Source organism: Epibacterium sp. HA2-3, from assembly GCF_055693725.2.
Map to the genome: position 1 here is coordinate 775,994 of NZ_JBVFUL020000002.1, position 14,007 is coordinate 790,000.

Sequence of the window (14,007 nt, forward strand, 5' to 3'; positions counted from 1 at the left end):
CAGATGGATTCGATTCTGGTAACTGGCAACGGCCCGCTAAACGGAGTGATTCCGATTGCCGGGGCCAAAAACGCGTGCCTGACGCTGATGCCCGCCACTTTGTTGAGCGAAGAACCGCTGACGCTTACCAATGCGCCGCGTCTGAGCGATATTCGTACCATGACGGCATTGCTGCAGTCGCTTGGGGCAGAGGTTTCCTCTCTGCAAGACGGGCAGGTTCTCGCGATGTCGAGCCATGGGCTCGACAATCATACCGCTCATTATGACATCGTGCGCAAGATGCGGGCTTCGATCCTCGTGCTCGGGCCGATGCTGGCGCGCGATGGGCATGCGGTGGTCTCGTTGCCCGGTGGCTGTGCGATCGGGGCGCGTCCCGTGGACCTGCACCTCAAGGCTTTGGAGGCCATGGGCGCAGAGCTGGACCTGCGTGATGGCTACGTCCATGCCAAAGCGCCGGGTGGGCGTTTGACGGGCGGGACCGTAGATTTTCCAATTGTATCAGTGGGTGCGACGGAGAACGCTCTTTTGGCGGCGACACTCGCCAAAGGCACAACCGTGCTTAAGAACGCCGCGCGCGAGCCAGAAATTATTGATCTTGCAGAGTGCCTTATCAAGATGGGAGCCCAAATTGAGGGCCACGGCACCAGCACGATTACGATTCAGGGCGTGGATCGACTGCATGGGGCGACCCACCCAGTTGTGACGGACCGCATTGAGCTTGGAACCTATATGCTGGCGCCAGCGATTTGTGGGGGCGAGGTGGAACTGCTCGGCGGGCGGCGCAATCTGCTGGAAGCGTTTTGCCAGAAGCTCGAAGAAGCTGGCATTGAAATTGCTGAAACCGAAGCAGGCCTCAAGGTGAGCCACAAGACTGGTCGCGTCAAAGCGGTGGATGTGGTCACGGAGCCGTTCCCGGGGTTCCCGACCGACCTGCAGGCGCAGATGATGGCGCTGATGTGTACCGCCGAAGGAGAATCGGTGCTCGAAGAAAAGATCTTTGAGAATCGATTCATGCATGCGCCGGAGCTGATGCGGATGGGGGCACAGATTGATGTCCACGGTGGTACCGCACGGGTCACCGGTGTCGAGCGTCTGAAGGGCGCGCCGGTGATGGCGACGGATCTCAGGGCTTCGGTCTCTTTGATTTTGGCGGGCCTTGCCGCAGAGGGGGAAACGCGGGTCAGTCGCGTGTACCATCTGGACCGTGGGTATGAACATGTGGTGCGCAAACTCTCTGAGGTGGGCGCCAAGATTGAACGGATCAAGGAAGAGTAATGGCGGACGCCACCTTTGAAGATGGCCGCGAACGCCCGCTGAACCTCGTCGCCTATGCGGCGGAGGACCTGGAGGTGATTTCTTCGCTCGCTCAGGATGCGGTGTTCCCGGTGACGGAAATGAGCTGGCGCGCTTCGGCGCGCCGCTTTGCCATATTGCTCAACCGGTTTCGCTGGGAAGACCGCGATGCTGCCGAGCGCCGGGGGCGTGCGTATGAGCGGGTGCAATCCGTCCTGGTGATCGAGAATGTCCTGCGCGTTGCTTCGCAGGGGATCGATCGGCGCGATCGCGATATGATCCTCTCGGTGCTCTCGGTCACGTTCGAACCAGGCGAGGACGGGGCAGGGGAACTGTTGCTGACTCTCGCCGGCGACGGTGGGATTCGTCTGTCGGTAGAAGCTCTGGAGGTCACACTGAAGGACGTCACCCGCCCATACCATGCCCCGTCAAAGCAGGTCCCTCAGCATGGGGTTTGACCCCTTCTCACAGCAGGCTGCGCGTTTCGTCGCGAAGTCGTCTATTTCGCTAGGTGCCCGGTGTCTTTCATAAAGCTGGTCAGGCGCTCTGCAAAGGCTTCCGGTTGATCGATCGGCGGGACATGGCCGGTACGGCGCAGGAGCGTGAACTGAGATCCGGGAATGAGATCGAGTGTTTCGCGCACCAGATCGGGCGGCGTAGAGCCGTCCTCGGTGCCTGCGATGCCCAGAGCTGGCAGGCGCAGGCCGGAGGTGGGGGTATAGAAATCCGTGCCTGCAATGGCGGCGCAGCAGCCCAGATAGCCTTCGACATCGGTGCGCTCCAGCAGGGTTTGCGTCGCAGCATACACATCTGATTTCCATGCACTGCGTGGGAACCAGCGTTGCAGAGTATCGACGCTGATCGCTGGCATGCCGCCGCGGCGCAGAGTGTCCATGCGCCGCGTCCAGATCTCTGGCGTGGCGATTTTTGCAGCCGTGTTCGACAGCACCAGTGCGCGCACCAGATCGAGGCGCTTGACCGCAAGTCCCTGCGCAATCATTCCGCCGATGGACAAGCCGACAAAAAGGCTGTCTTGAATTGCGCAAGTCTCCATCAGGCGTTCAACGTCACGGATCAGGTTGCCCATGGAATAGGGTGCAGGGGGCACAGAAGACCCTCCATGCCCGCGCAGATCGAACGTGAGGACGCGGATGTTTTGCGGCAGACGCTGCAGTACCTTGTCCCAGATCGTTTGGTCGGTGCCAAGCGCATGGGCAAAGACAACGGCGGGTGCGTCCTCTGGGCCTATAAGGCGATAGTTCAGTTGGACGTCGCCCAGATCGGCAAGGGGCATGGTTTTGCTCTTCTTCAGTGGAAACGGGACTTTAGTGCCAGTTTCGGCGAGACACCAGCCTGTCGAAAGGAACCCATGTACACCGGGTCATGTAAAGACGAGGGGCGCTGCCCCTCGTGCTCCCCGGGATATTTCTGGTCAGAAGAAGGTTACAGGAAGCGAGTAAGAGCTGCGGTGAACTGACCCGGGTCGACATTGCCGCCTGTTGCAACCGCGATCACGGCATCGCCGTCGATTTGGTCCGGGTGAAACAGTGCTGCGGCCAGGGACACGGCACCGCCGGGTTCCAGTACGATCTTGAGGCGTTGAAAGGCGAGCGCCATGGCCTCAAGGGCCTGATCATCGGTGACGGTGAGGCCCGGGCCGCAGAGGCGTGAGAGCAGGGGCCAGGTGATGTCGCCCGGGGCGGGGGTGAGGATTGCGTCGCAAATCGACCCCGTGGGGGCAGGGTTCGTTTCAATTTGACCCGACGATTGCGAGCGTGCGACATCGTCAAAGCCCTCTGGCTCTGCGGGGCGGACCCGCATGTTCGGGGCATGGGCCTCAAGCGCGAGAGCGATGCCGGATGTGAGGCCCCCGCCGCCACAGCAGACCAGCACGTCGGCCTTTGTGACACCTTCTGCGGCAGCTTGTTCCGCGATCTCGAGCCCGGTTATGCCCTGGCCTGCGATCACTTCCGGTTCGTCATAGGGTTTGATGAGTGTCAGGCCACGTTCGGCGACCAGAGGCTCTGCAGCGGCTTCGCGGCTTTCCCCTGCGACCCGATCATACAATACGACCTCAGCGCCGAGCGCGCGGGTGTTGTCGATTTTGAGCTGTGGTGCATCCGCGGGCATCACGATCACGGCCGGGGCGCCATGGGCCTTGGCGGCGGCGGCGACACCTTGAGCATGATTTCCAGAGGAATAGGCGATCACACCCCGTTTGCGCAGTTCAGGATCCATGGCCGAAAGCGCGGCCCAGCCGCCGCGAAATTTGAACGAACCGGTGTGCTGCAGGCATTCCGCCTTTACAAAGACCCGGCGTCCGGCGATCTCGTCCAGGAAGGGCGAAGACAGAAGCGGCGTGTAGCGGGCGTGTCCTTTGAGCCGCGCGGCGGCGGCTTCGATCATGGCAAGGGATGTCATTTTATGTCTTTCAATACGGTATGGATAAGGAGAAGCGCGTCGGGTTCATCCAGAAATGGAATGTGGCCGCGATCCGAGAGTTCTACCGCCTGCAGTGCGGGCAGGCGGCGGCGCATCTCGTCGAAGGTCTCTCGGGAGAGAATGTCAGAATGGGCGCCGCGGATGACCCCGCAGGGTAGCCCATCAAGTGCGGCGAACCACGGCCAGAGGCTTGGTTTTTCTTCCATCTCCGACAGGGCCTTGGCCTGCGCCAGCATGGCCTCGCGCAGGCGTGCGTCGTAGCGCAACTCCAGCCCATCCGGTGTTTCCTTGTAAAACGTCTGCGCCTCCTCAAGCCACCGACCCTCGGGGACGTTTGCAAAACTGTCGCGCATTGCGGCTTCGAGTATGCGAGCGGCGGCGGCATGGGTTTTGGCGGCGGGCCTGTGGCCCAGATAATCAAAAATCCGGCCCAGGCCCTCCTCTGCGATGTCGGGGCCGACATCATTGAGGATGACGGCCTGCAGCCGATCCCGGGCGGTGCCGGCGATGGCCATGGCAACCAGACCCCCTCGCGAGGTGCCTAGAAGGGCGGCGCGCGTGAGGCCCAGATGATCCATCAGTGCAATCACATCTCCGGCTTCGGTGAGAATATTATAGCTGGCCGGGTCTTGCGCATAATCAGAGCGCCCCCTGCCGCGCAGATCCATTAGGATCACGCGGTAGTCACCCAGATGCGGCAGCGCGTAGCGAAAATCCTGCCCGTCACGGGTCAGTCCCGGCAAACAGATCAGCGGGATTCCATCCGGGCTGCCATGCTCTTCGTAGTAGAGCGACAAACCATCCGAAGTTTCAAAGCGGCTCATGCGGTGTGATCCTCTCGGGGTATCAGGCGTTTGCGGCGATTTCAGGAATGGGCTGGAGGTCGGTAAGCACATGGGCGGGGCGCCAGGGCAGGCGGTCAATGGGTTCACCTGCGCGATTGACCCAAGCTGTGACAAAGCCGTATCCGGCGGCACAGCCGGCGTCCCAACCATTGGACGAGACAAAAAGAACCTCGGATTTCCGGGTCCCAAACCGTTCTCCAACGAGATCATAGACACGCGCGGATGGCTTGAACACGCCGACGGTTTCGACCGAGAGCACTGCATCGAGCGTGTCGCCGAGGTTGGCCGACTCTACCGCGCCCGCAAGCATTTTGGGGGATCCGTTCGAGAGGATGCCAGTCTCGTAGCCCGCATCTTTCAGGGCGCGCAGCATGGCTGGAACCTCCGGGTAGGCGGCGAGTTCCCAGTAAAGATCAAGCAACCGCTGCCTCAGTTCAGTTTGATCTTGGAGCCCCGCGGCCTCCATCGCCCAGTCCAGGCCATCTTGCGTCACCTGCCAGAAATCGTCATGCGCGCCCGTCACGGCCCTGAGCCAGGTGTATTGCAGCTGCTTTTGTCGCCAATCCTGCGCCAGCGTGGCCCAGCTGTCTGCGATCTGTGCAAAAGCGGGCTCTGTTGCGGCTTGCCGGGCCGCGGCGCTCACGTCGAACAGGGTGCCATAGGCGTCAAAGATGCAGGTTTTGATCGTCATGTCCGGGCCCTCTCTTTCAGGGTGGAAAGTGCCACAGACGGCGCCGGTCGCAATGGCCTAAATTGTGTTGGTACGGGTTTACTCTGGGGCCATGGCCGTTAGGGTGTGCGTTTATCATTGGGCCTGCGTGCCTGAAACACACCAAAGAACCCGAAAGGGGGTCATCATGACCGCGGTAAAAAATGGCGACACGGTTCGCATTCACTACACTGGCAAGCTGACGGACGGCACTGTTTTCGACAGCTCCGAGGGTCGCGATCCGCTCGAATTCACCGTTGGCGCTGGCCATGTGATCAAGGGCATGGATCAAGGCATGCTCGACATGGCCGAGGGCGACAAGAAAACTTTGGAAATTGCCTGCGAAGACGCCTACGGACCGATCAATCCCTCCGCTCGTCAGGCGGTCCCGCGTGAAGGCATCCCAGATGATATCCCGCTGGAAATCGGCACCATGCTGCAAATGCAGACCCCCGAAGGCCAAGTGCTTCCGGTGACAGTTGTCGATGTGGACGAGTCAAGCGTGACACTGGATGCAAACCACCGTCTGGCCGGTCAGGATCTGATCTTTGACGTGGAACTCGTTGCAATTGCGTAACGCATGCGTTTTGGGGGATGACCTCAACTGAACTTCGGGGTTGGCGGGATCACAGCCCGCCCGCTCTACCTGGTGCAGCGTTGAGCGCCATGAAGATCGCAAAGCTCTCGCAAGTTGCCTAAATTTCTACAGGGTTTTCCGCGTCTTAGGTGCCCTGGTTTACCTTCTGTTCATTCCTCCACGCGACGGTGGCGCAGAGACGCTGCCAGCATTTGTGCAGCCGTTTGGATTTATTGACAGGAGTTCTCTCACATGCGGAATTTTCTTATTGGCGCGGCGCTGACCCTCGGCGGGACCATGGCGCAGGCGACGGAGTATCTGAACATTTTTACATGGGATGGGTATGTCGCGCCTGAGGAGGTCACCGCAGTCAATGCTCTCCTGAAAGAGCAGGGGTACGACATCGAAGTGCGCGTGATGGATACGCTCGCTGAAGGGCCGGAACAGATGTTTGACGTGATCCGCTCGGGCGATGTGGACGTGTCCTTCCTCACCCTGAACTACATCAACATGGAAGGCGTGCCGTTCTCGAACCTTCTGCAGCCGATTGACGTTTCTTCCCCACGTCTGAGCAATGCGCAAGCTTTGTTGCCTGAGTTGAGCGCGATTGAGATGGGCATGTCCGACGCAGGTCCGCTCTATCTGCCGTTTGGCGGCGGTGCCTACGGGATCTGGGCCAACGACGATGTGGTTGCCGAACATCCGACATCGGTCGCCGAGCTGCTGAAGCCAGAGTGGAAAGGTCGTATCTCCCTGACATCCGGTCAGGTGCAGCCCAATGTGGCACTTGCGCTGATGGCAATGGGCGAGCCTCCCTTTGCGGTTCAGGATGCGTCTGGCGATCGCAAGAAAGTGGCCGAGCTTCAAAAGGCTGATGGCGCGCTGCAGACAACGTTGTCGACGCTCTATGATCAGGTGGGCTTTTTCTGGAGTGCAGGACCTGAGTTCCGCGATGATTTTGCCTTTGTGGCCTCTTATGGTCCGGGCGCATCGGCCCATGTTGCCGAGGGGGGCAACTGGAGCCTCGTGAACTTTGACGAAGGCAGCACGGTTTGGCTCGATACCATCAACTTCTCCAAGAAGCTCGAGGGTGACAAACTCGAAGCGGCGGAGATTTTTGCCAACTATTTCATTGGCAAAGAGGTCCAAGAGCGCATCGTGAACGGTCTGGGCATGGTGGCGGCGACCACTTTGGTGGACGCCAACCCGATGCTTGACGAAAACCCCAATTTCTTTGCCGAAGATCTGTTCTGGCCGCCTTACACCAAAGTGGCAAACAACGTCATGAACATGCTGTCCAAACGCGCCTCCGGCGGCGGCAGCTAAGCCGTAAAACTGGATCATTTCGGATTAAAGGGGGGCGCCTTGGCGCCCCCCTTTGGCATGCTGCCGCCGCTCTGCGGGTGGCATCCCGTAACTGGTTGCGGCGGTGCAAATTTCCTGCAACCTAAGAGGGCAGCTTGCGGAGGGTGAAGCATGTCGATGAACAGACGACAATTTGGTGCGGTCGCAGCCGCTTTTGGACTGGCAAGCTGCGCAGGGCCTGTCACGACAGCTGGCCGATCCGGACCCTCCGGGACATCAAGCCTGCCACAAGACCTGCGTCCGATCCGCAATGCCGACTATGCCAAATGGGTTGCGGCCTTTCGTGAGCGTGCAGAGCGGCAGGGGTTTTCTCAGGATCTCCTCTCAAGGGCATTTCGTGGAACCGGCTATCTGCCCGGCGTCGTCAAACGAGATCGCAACCAGACCGAATTCAGCCGCACGCTTGAGGATTACCTCTCTATTGCCGTCTCGGACGAACGTGTTCGCAAGGGGCGCGCGGCGTATGCGCGCCATCGCGGCACCCTCGATGCCATCGAGCGCCGCTATGGCGTAGAGGCCCATGTGATCGCGGCGGTCTGGGGGCTTGAGAGCTATTACGGCGAACGTCGTGGCAATGTGCCGGTGATCTCGGCGACCTCGACACTGGCCTATGATGGACGCCGCGGGGCGCTGTTTGAAAAACAGCTGATTGCCGCGCTCAAGATCCTGCGCAACGGCGATATTGCGCCTCAGAATATGACCGGAAGCTGGGCGGGTGCGATGGGGCACACGCAGTTCATTCCCACATCATACCTGTCTTTTGCGGTGGATTTTACAGGCGATGGACGGCGCGACATCTGGTCGGATGACCCAAGCGATGCTTTGGCGTCCACGGCGGCTTATCTCGCGCGAAATGGCTGGCAGAAAGGGCTCAAATGGGGCGGCGAGACCGGCCCCGGTGCACCCTCGGGATCGGTCATTCAGCCCCAGCCGGGTGGACCGGAGTTTGTCACCACGGGTAATTTCCGCGCTTTGAAGCGATACAACAACTCCGATTCCTATGCGATCGGCGTTGGGCACCTTTCCGATCGGATTGCTGGTGGCGGGCCGCTGCGCGCGTCCTTCCCTCCGGATCGCTACGGACTGCGCAAAGCGGACCGGATCGCGCTGCAGAAGGGGCTGACCGCAAACGGGTTCGACATCGGCGCGGCGGATGGGGTGATCGGCCCCAAAACGCGTGAGGCAATCAGCACCTATCAGCGTCGTCAGGGTATTGCCGTGACCGGCGATCCATCGCTTGAACTTCTGCGCAGATTGAATTGACCATGCGGCACCTGTCGCAAGGCACTCATTGCTGCCTGCGCGATGCACCCGCTGGCAATGGCAGGCACCCCGGCAGACCCGCGGGCAATACCAAGCGTGCGCCCGCCGCATAGAGATCGCGCGCAAAGACCGTCTGGTCTGACGTCAGGGTTATCGTGAGCTTCGTCGACGAGAGGATTGCACTTTCCTCTGGCAAATTGCGCAGCAGTGTCGCTTTGGGCAGCACGACAACATAGGCCGGGGCCTCATCGCTGAGCAGCGCGACTACAATCAGGACTGAGAACCACCCGACCACCATCAACGGAACGGCAATAAGGATCGCCTTAATAGTCATGGATGTGCTCCAGGGTCAGACCCTGGATCTCCAGTTGGCGCAAGCGCTCCGCAAGATCTGGAACTTTCAGGCTAAAAAGGTGACGCGTATCGCCATATCCCTGCCGCGTCCGGCTCAGCAGTGCGCCCGGCTCGGTCGCGCGCGTTGAGAATGCAGTGAAGAGAATATCGTCGTTGCCGGCAACCTCGACGATTTCAATGCCCTCTGTGGCCATGCGTTTTAGCAAATGGGTGAGCGCGCGATAGCGTGGGGTCTCGATCTCAATCCCCTCGGGACGTTCGGAAATGATCCTTACCCCTTCGAAGCGTTCGAGCGTTTCGGCACCTGCACCTGCGACAATCATTCGCAAGGTCAGAGCATCAGCTCCCACCTGCGCAACAGCGTCTGCGATGACATCGGCATAGGCTGCCTTCGCGCGGTATTCGAGCCCCAGGGCGAGCCTGCGTTCACGGTCGCGCAGGGCTGGGGTCGCTTTTTGCGCCAACTCCGTTGCATCCGCGCGAAAACGCCATTTGTACCATGGCACCTGCTGCAAGAAGCTCGCGTAGTCTGCCGCCTGCCGGGCGGAGACTTTATCAAGCGGGCTGTGCTCCGGTCCACGCAGCATTGCAAAAAGACGCCCCAGCGTTTCCTCATAGGTGGCTTTCAGCGCCAGTTCGGCGGTAAAGCTTACCCCGATCACATAGACCATCTGTTTTGTTCCACCATCCACATCGCCATATGCGGCGGCTTCCGCGTTCAGCGCGCAAAGCGACGTCCAAAATCCGCCAATAGCAGGCAGATAGGCATAGTCGTGCGGATCCCCGGTGCGCAGAACCTCCGCGTAGTCGTCATAGGCATGTACGATGTACCACTCCGGGAAGGTCATCAGAGTGCGGGTTTCCGGTCGGTGATGGGCGGGGTCAAGCCGTGCGGCATATGGCTGCGGCGTGGCATCGCCCCGGCACATCGTCTCGACATAGAGGATCGGTGCGCTGAGGGAGAGCATCAGCAACAGCGCCACCAGCCCCAGGCGTTTGATCCAGCGCCAGAGAAGTTTCATTGTCGCTGGCCCAGATTGCGCAGGCCCGCCCAGACCGCCACGCCCCCAAGCGCGAGATGGGGGAGGTTTGCAAGCACGCGGCGTAGAGAAATCTCCATCCCGAGGGCCTCGTTGGTAAAGATCCCAAGGTCCAGGTAGCCATATCCGGTAAAGAAGCCAAAGATCCCATCGCCAAGATAGGCAAGGCCGAACAGGATCAGAAAGCTGCGCGCCGCTCGGTGAGACATCAGACCAGCAATCAAAGCCCAGAGAGCTGAGGCCACATGCAGCGCGTCATCATAAAGATCGAGTGCAAAAATCCCAAAGGCGAGCCCGGCTTCGTCGGTCAGGCCGGGGATATAGTTCAATGATGCGGCGATCATCAGCGCCACAAAATATCCAACTGAGAGTTTTTGAAGCAAAGTCATAGGCGATCCAGATAGCTGTCCCAAAGGTTGTTGCGCAGCACCAGATCTGGGTCCAGTGCGCGTTTGGCCTGCGCAAAACGCGGCGCCTGGGGGTAGGCGGCGACAAACTGTTCTAGCGTCGCATGAGGGCGGTACGGCAGGTAATAGGCCCCACCGATGGCGACGATCCGGTCGATCAGCGCCCGGGTCATGCGTGCCATATCCGCCTCTGCGCGCTGGCTGAGTTCCTGGCTAAAGGACATTACGGCCGCAATTCTCGGCGTGGTGGCAAAAGAGAGCATGCTTTGATCGTCCTGCGCCACATAACGCAGCGTGACATTGAGAAACTCCTGATAAGAGGCGGGGATCACCTCGCGGCAAGCTGTCACGAAGGCGTCAAAGGCGTCATATCCGACGAAATACTCGTGCAGGATGTCTGTGCGGTCGGGATTTCGGTCGTCCAGCGTTGCGACAGGCTCGTTGATGAGCGAATTACGTGTCACTTCGCCCGATCCAAGCGCGGGGCCGACGCGCGTTTCGTTCCACCAACGAAAAGACTTGATCGTCTCATTGCCGAGTTGCGCCCGATAGAGGCGGCTTGCGGCATGCGCCATCCACCCCGAGCCGGACGCCTGCGGCAACTCCGTCTGATCTGGAGTCTCGCGATAGGTGACAAGCAGCGCCTTCTCAAAGAAGCTCGCGCGCTCCACGTTGAGGCGCCCGTAGGCCATCGTGACAGCTGGGTCCTCCACCGCCGCACGGAAGGCGCGCGGGAAATCTGCGGCATCCAGCAGATCAAACGTAGGGCTGAGGCGGGCATTCTTCACCATCTCGACGTCTAGATCGACGATCAGGCCCACGAGGCCATAGCCGCCCATGGCCATCCCAAAGAGTTCGCTGTTCTCTGTGGCAGAGCAGGTGACGAGATCGCCGGAGGGCAGCAGCATCCGCAGGCTTTTGACGGTTGCGCCCATCGGTCCGAAGGGCACCGGCCAGCCATGTGCGTTTACCGAAAATGTCGCGGCTACGCCAAAGTCGTTGTTGGATTGCATGACCTTGGGCGACCAGCCCTTCGGATCCAGTGCGGCGATGACCTGTGACCAGCGCGCCCCCGCGTGTACGCGATAAGTTTGCTGCGCGCTGTCGAGCGCGACCGCGCCATTGTCAAAGGTGATGGCCGTGCCGTTTCGCGGGATGGCTTGTCCCCCCATGGAATGCCGCGCCGCTCCGATATTCACCGGACGCCCCTCGGTGCGGGCCTCCGAGAGTTCGCGGCGCAGGGCTGCGATCAGGCTCTGATCCGCATCGTCGCGCAGGATCAGGTGTTTTTGGATGGGGGTCGCCGAAAGCCCGCTGGCGTCATTGAGGATCTGGGGCCCGGTCGGGGCGCTGATGCGCGCGGTGCCGTCATAGACCGGGAGGTCCGCGCCAAGCCAGCGCGAGATCCCCCAGCCCGCTGCACCTCCAAGCCCGATCATGGCTGCTCTTCTGGTCAGTGCTTTCATGTGACGTCTTTCCCGGCGCGCCAATATCCGGGCATGCCGTCTTGTCTAAGGTCTTGAAATAAAACCGGCCACGATGGCGGGTGGATGATAATTCCCCCGTTTATGGGCAAGTTTTCCAGGCTTGGCAATCGCGCGCATTGGGGGCGTCGCGACGCGCGTGGCAAAGCGCTCATGGCGCTCGCACCATGTGCCACTTGGCGGCACATGGAATCTGTTTCTCCTGCATCCCTCTGGCGAGGTCGATAGCATCTGACACCTGCCGGGTGGCGTCGCCCGCACTTTGCCCCGCCGTCCTTCAGGAGAGCCAGCATGTCTATTCGTTTCTTTTCTTCGCGGCACCGGCCCGTGCATCTGGGTCCCTTTCCGCTTGAACGCCTGCGGCGGAGCCATCAGGCAGATCTGAGCAATGTGCCCGCTGCGATGCCGCTGAACTTTCGCCGTCCGCAAAAGCCAGACAGCATCGTCAATGCGATGTGCGAATATCAGGCGATGATGGATGCGATCCGCGATGGGCTGGTCAATGGCACCCGCGGCGATGTGCCTGCTGATTTGCAGGAGCGCTCCAACCATCTCAAGGCTTTTGGATACTTTGCGGATGCGTCGATGGTAGGTATTGGGCCGATGCGCGAAGAGGCCCGATTGTACGAACCTTGGCGCAATCCCGACATCGACCGGCTGGCGGAGGACCTGAAAACCCGTCAGACCAAAACGCTGGCTTCGGGCATCGACATGATCATGGCGGATCTCAAGGATGCGATGCAGGCTCCGCCCACCACCATCGGGGCGCACCGTCATGCCATTGTGTTCCTTTATGAAATGCCGCGCGATCCGCGCCCGGACGAGGCGGGCTGTGACTGGATCACGGATGCGGAAGCACATCGCGCCTGTTTGCGCAGCGCCGAAACGGCTGTGGTTCTGGCCAATTACATCCGACTGCTGGGGTGGGATGCCAAGGCCCACACGGGGACATCCTCGGATGTGGACCTCAACCGGCTTGCGGTTGCGGCCGGGCTTGTGCGTATGGAAGAGGGCCAACTGGTTGCGCCCTATCTCGGTACACGGTTTGGTCTGGCGGCTGTCACCACGGATTTTGAACTGGCAGAAGACCGCCCACTTGCCCCTCTCTCTGAACAGCCAGGTCGCGCAGGTCGCGATCTGCGCTGGTGGCTTGGCGCTGGTGCAGAGCGTTCTGCCTTGAATGGTGACCCCTATAAGGATCGCGACTTTCGCGATGGTCCACACCCGTTTGAAACGCTGAAACGGGTGGAAACTCCGACCACCTATATTGATGAGGCGCGTGTCGCGCGGGTGCCAAAGCGGGCGGATATGTTCGCGCGGGCTCAGTTCGGCGACATGGGCAAGGGCAATCAGAAGGCGGCGACCGGGGGCTTTTATGTGCGCAAAGCGGCGCCCGCGATGGCGCAACGGCGCATGCTGGGCGCCTTCGTGCTGTTGCAGGACGGAACACCCGCCGTGGGACCGCGCCCCACAGATGCCCAACGCAACGCTGATATGGTGAAAGCTGCGTCTTACTGGCTGGGGATCGATGCGGTTGGCATCAGCCGGTGTCCGGATTGGACTTGGTACAGTCACGATGCCACCGGGACGCCTATCGTGCCGGATCAGCCGCATGCGATCTCGATGATTGTGGATCAGGGATTTGACACCACTGAAGGCACTTCGGGTGATGACTGGATCGCTGTAGCGCAATCCATGCGGGCCTATCTTCGGTTCTCTCTTCTGGGGGGCGTGATCGCGCGGCAAATTCGCAACCTCGGCTACAAGGCCAAGGCCCATACCGTGATGGATGGCGAAGTGTTGCAGCCGCCGCTGTTGCTGCTCTCCGGACTGGGAGAGGTCTCGCGGATCGGTGAGGTCATCCTGAATCCCTTCCTCGGCCCACGCCTCAAGTCCGGCGTGGTGACGACCGACATGCCCATGGCGCATGATAAACCGATTGATTTTGGTCTGCAGAGCTTTTGCGAGTCTTGTAACAAATGTGCGCGCGAATGCCCGTCTGGCGCCATCACAGCCGGTCCAAAGCTGATGTTCAACGGCTACGAGATCTGGAAATCTGACAGCCAGAAATGTACGACCTATCGGATCACCACGCCCGGTGGGGCGATGTGTGGACGTTGCATGAAGACCTGCCCGTGGAACCTCGAAGGCATTTTTGCTGAAAAGCCGTTTCGATGGGCTGCGATGAATATGCCCAGGGCCGCTCCGGCCTTGGCGCGGCTCGACGA

14 protein-coding genes (1 of these 14 running past the window's edge) are annotated in these 14,007 nt (G+C 60.5%); 6 read left to right on the top strand and 8 right to left on the bottom strand.

All coding sequences use genetic code 11. From position 1 onward, the window contains the following. The first annotated feature begins 3 nt into the window (after nucleotides 1-3). Together murA and ACZ1HH_RS18165 are read left to right on the top strand one after the other, a co-directional pair. Nucleotides 4-1,275: a UDP-N-acetylglucosamine 1-carboxyvinyltransferase gene (murA, locus tag ACZ1HH_RS18160; protein ID WP_011537173.1), complete on the top strand. Its 1,272-nt coding sequence runs from the start codon at nucleotides 4-6 to the stop codon at nucleotides 1,273-1,275. Beyond that, entirely contained in the window at nucleotides 1,275-1,751 is a 477-nt protein-coding gene (locus ACZ1HH_RS18165; protein ID WP_472635605.1) for a DUF2948 family protein, read from the top strand. Before murA ends, ACZ1HH_RS18165 begins: the two co-directional genes overlap by 1 nt. Nucleotides 1,752-1,792: 41 nt before the next feature. Here the strand turns inward: ACZ1HH_RS18165 and pcaD are convergent, their stop codons facing one another. From pcaD to ACZ1HH_RS18185, 4 genes are all read right to left on the bottom strand, one after another. Further along, nucleotides 1,793-2,587, bottom strand: a complete 795-nt coding sequence (gene pcaD, locus ACZ1HH_RS18170) for a 3-oxoadipate enol-lactonase (RefSeq protein ID WP_011537175.1) — start codon at nucleotides 2,585-2,587, stop codon at nucleotides 1,793-1,795. 149 nt (nucleotides 2,588-2,736) lie between these two features. Further along, nucleotides 2,737-3,714 carry a threonine ammonia-lyase gene (locus tag ACZ1HH_RS18175; protein ID WP_472635606.1) on the bottom strand — a complete coding sequence of 326 codons (978 nt, stop codon included), beginning with the start codon at nucleotides 3,712-3,714 and terminating at the stop codon, nucleotides 2,737-2,739. After that, on the bottom strand, nucleotides 3,711-4,559 hold the full coding sequence (locus ACZ1HH_RS18180; protein WP_472635607.1) for an alpha/beta fold hydrolase: 849 nt from the start codon (nucleotides 4,557-4,559) through the stop codon (nucleotides 3,711-3,713). Before ACZ1HH_RS18180 ends, ACZ1HH_RS18175 begins: the two co-directional genes overlap by 4 nt. Before the next feature lie 22 nt (nucleotides 4,560-4,581). Next, a complete protein-coding gene (locus ACZ1HH_RS18185; RefSeq protein ID WP_472635608.1) occupies nucleotides 4,582-5,271 on the bottom strand; it encodes a haloacid dehalogenase type II in 690 nt (229 codons plus the stop codon). Nucleotides 5,272-5,437: 166 nt separating this feature from the next. Between ACZ1HH_RS18185 and ACZ1HH_RS18190 the strand changes: the two genes are divergently transcribed. From ACZ1HH_RS18190 to ACZ1HH_RS18200, 3 genes are all read left to right on the top strand, one after another. Beyond that, nucleotides 5,438-5,866, top strand: coding sequence for an FKBP-type peptidyl-prolyl cis-trans isomerase (locus tag ACZ1HH_RS18190; RefSeq protein WP_472635609.1), 429 nt, complete (start codon nucleotides 5,438-5,440; stop codon nucleotides 5,864-5,866). Between the two features lie 252 nt (nucleotides 5,867-6,118). Next, the gene (locus ACZ1HH_RS18195) at nucleotides 6,119-7,192 is read left to right on the top strand and encodes an ABC transporter substrate-binding protein (RefSeq protein WP_011537180.1); all 1,074 of its coding nucleotides are present in this window, start codon (nucleotides 6,119-6,121) and stop codon (nucleotides 7,190-7,192) included. A gap of 150 nt (nucleotides 7,193-7,342) precedes the next feature. After that, complete coding sequence (locus ACZ1HH_RS18200) at nucleotides 7,343-8,494, top strand: lytic murein transglycosylase (RefSeq protein ID WP_472635610.1); 1,152 nt, start codon at nucleotides 7,343-7,345, stop codon at nucleotides 8,492-8,494. Between the two features lie 25 nt (nucleotides 8,495-8,519). Here the strand turns inward: ACZ1HH_RS18200 and ACZ1HH_RS18205 are convergent, their stop codons facing one another. Genes ACZ1HH_RS18205 through ACZ1HH_RS18220 form a run of 4 tightly spaced genes read right to left on the bottom strand, consistent with a single transcriptional unit; the run spans nucleotide 8,520 to nucleotide 11,761 of the window. Next, on the bottom strand, nucleotides 8,520-8,828 hold the full coding sequence (locus ACZ1HH_RS18205) for a hypothetical protein (protein WP_472635611.1): 309 nt from the start codon (nucleotides 8,826-8,828) through the stop codon (nucleotides 8,520-8,522). Then, nucleotides 8,818-9,870: a hypothetical protein gene (locus ACZ1HH_RS18210; RefSeq protein ID WP_472635612.1), complete on the bottom strand. Its 1,053-nt coding sequence runs from the start codon at nucleotides 9,868-9,870 to the stop codon at nucleotides 8,818-8,820. Before ACZ1HH_RS18210 ends, ACZ1HH_RS18205 begins: the two co-directional genes overlap by 11 nt. Further along, nucleotides 9,867-10,277 carry a hypothetical protein gene (locus ACZ1HH_RS18215; protein ID WP_011537184.1) on the bottom strand — a complete coding sequence of 137 codons (411 nt, stop codon included), beginning with the start codon at nucleotides 10,275-10,277 and terminating at the stop codon, nucleotides 9,867-9,869. Before ACZ1HH_RS18215 ends, ACZ1HH_RS18210 begins: the two co-directional genes overlap by 4 nt. Continuing rightward, nucleotides 10,274-11,761, bottom strand: coding sequence for an FAD-binding oxidoreductase (locus tag ACZ1HH_RS18220; RefSeq protein ID WP_472635613.1), 1,488 nt, complete (start codon nucleotides 11,759-11,761; stop codon nucleotides 10,274-10,276). The genes ACZ1HH_RS18215 and ACZ1HH_RS18220 overlap by 4 nt, the downstream gene beginning before the upstream one ends. Before the next feature lie 309 nt (nucleotides 11,762-12,070). Here ACZ1HH_RS18220 and ACZ1HH_RS18225 point away from each other — a divergent pair, with 309 nt between their 5' ends. Continuing rightward, a protein-coding gene (locus tag ACZ1HH_RS18225) for a 2Fe-2S iron-sulfur cluster-binding protein (RefSeq protein ID WP_472635614.1) crosses the window boundary here: on the top strand, nucleotides 12,071-14,007 show its 5' portion. Its footprint extends 1,276 nt past the window's final position; only the first 1,937 of its 3,213 coding nucleotides appear in the window; it begins with the start codon at nucleotides 12,071-12,073; the stop codon falls past the right edge of the window.

What these genes read in the sequence shown, in the direction of transcription:
- murA (WP_011537173.1), top strand. Translation starts at nt 4, where the DNA reads ATGGATTCGATTCTGGTAACTGGCAACGGCCCGCTAAACGGAGTGATT.
- ACZ1HH_RS18165 (WP_472635605.1), top strand. Translation starts at nt 1,275, where the DNA reads ATGGCGGACGCCACCTTTGAAGATGGCCGCGAACGCCCGCTGAACCTC.
- pcaD (WP_011537175.1), bottom strand. Translation starts at nt 2,587, where the DNA reads ATGCCCCTTGCCGATCTGGGCGACGTCCAACTGAACTATCGCCTTATA.
- ACZ1HH_RS18175 (WP_472635606.1), bottom strand. Translation starts at nt 3,714, where the DNA reads ATGACATCCCTTGCCATGATCGAAGCCGCCGCCGCGCGGCTCAAAGGA.
- ACZ1HH_RS18180 (WP_472635607.1), bottom strand. Translation starts at nt 4,559, where the DNA reads ATGAGCCGCTTTGAAACTTCGGATGGTTTGTCGCTCTACTACGAAGAG.
- ACZ1HH_RS18185 (WP_472635608.1), bottom strand. Translation starts at nt 5,271, where the DNA reads ATGACGATCAAAACCTGCATCTTTGACGCCTATGGCACCCTGTTCGAC.
- ACZ1HH_RS18190 (WP_472635609.1), top strand. Translation starts at nt 5,438, where the DNA reads ATGACCGCGGTAAAAAATGGCGACACGGTTCGCATTCACTACACTGGC.
- ACZ1HH_RS18195 (WP_011537180.1), top strand. Translation starts at nt 6,119, where the DNA reads ATGCGGAATTTTCTTATTGGCGCGGCGCTGACCCTCGGCGGGACCATG.
- ACZ1HH_RS18200 (WP_472635610.1), top strand. Translation starts at nt 7,343, where the DNA reads ATGTCGATGAACAGACGACAATTTGGTGCGGTCGCAGCCGCTTTTGGA.
- ACZ1HH_RS18205 (WP_472635611.1), bottom strand. Translation starts at nt 8,828, where the DNA reads ATGACTATTAAGGCGATCCTTATTGCCGTTCCGTTGATGGTGGTCGGG.
- ACZ1HH_RS18210 (WP_472635612.1), bottom strand. Translation starts at nt 9,870, where the DNA reads ATGAAACTTCTCTGGCGCTGGATCAAACGCCTGGGGCTGGTGGCGCTG.
- ACZ1HH_RS18215 (WP_011537184.1), bottom strand. Translation starts at nt 10,277, where the DNA reads ATGACTTTGCTTCAAAAACTCTCAGTTGGATATTTTGTGGCGCTGATG.
- ACZ1HH_RS18220 (WP_472635613.1), bottom strand. Translation starts at nt 11,761, where the DNA reads ATGAAAGCACTGACCAGAAGAGCAGCCATGATCGGGCTTGGAGGTGCA.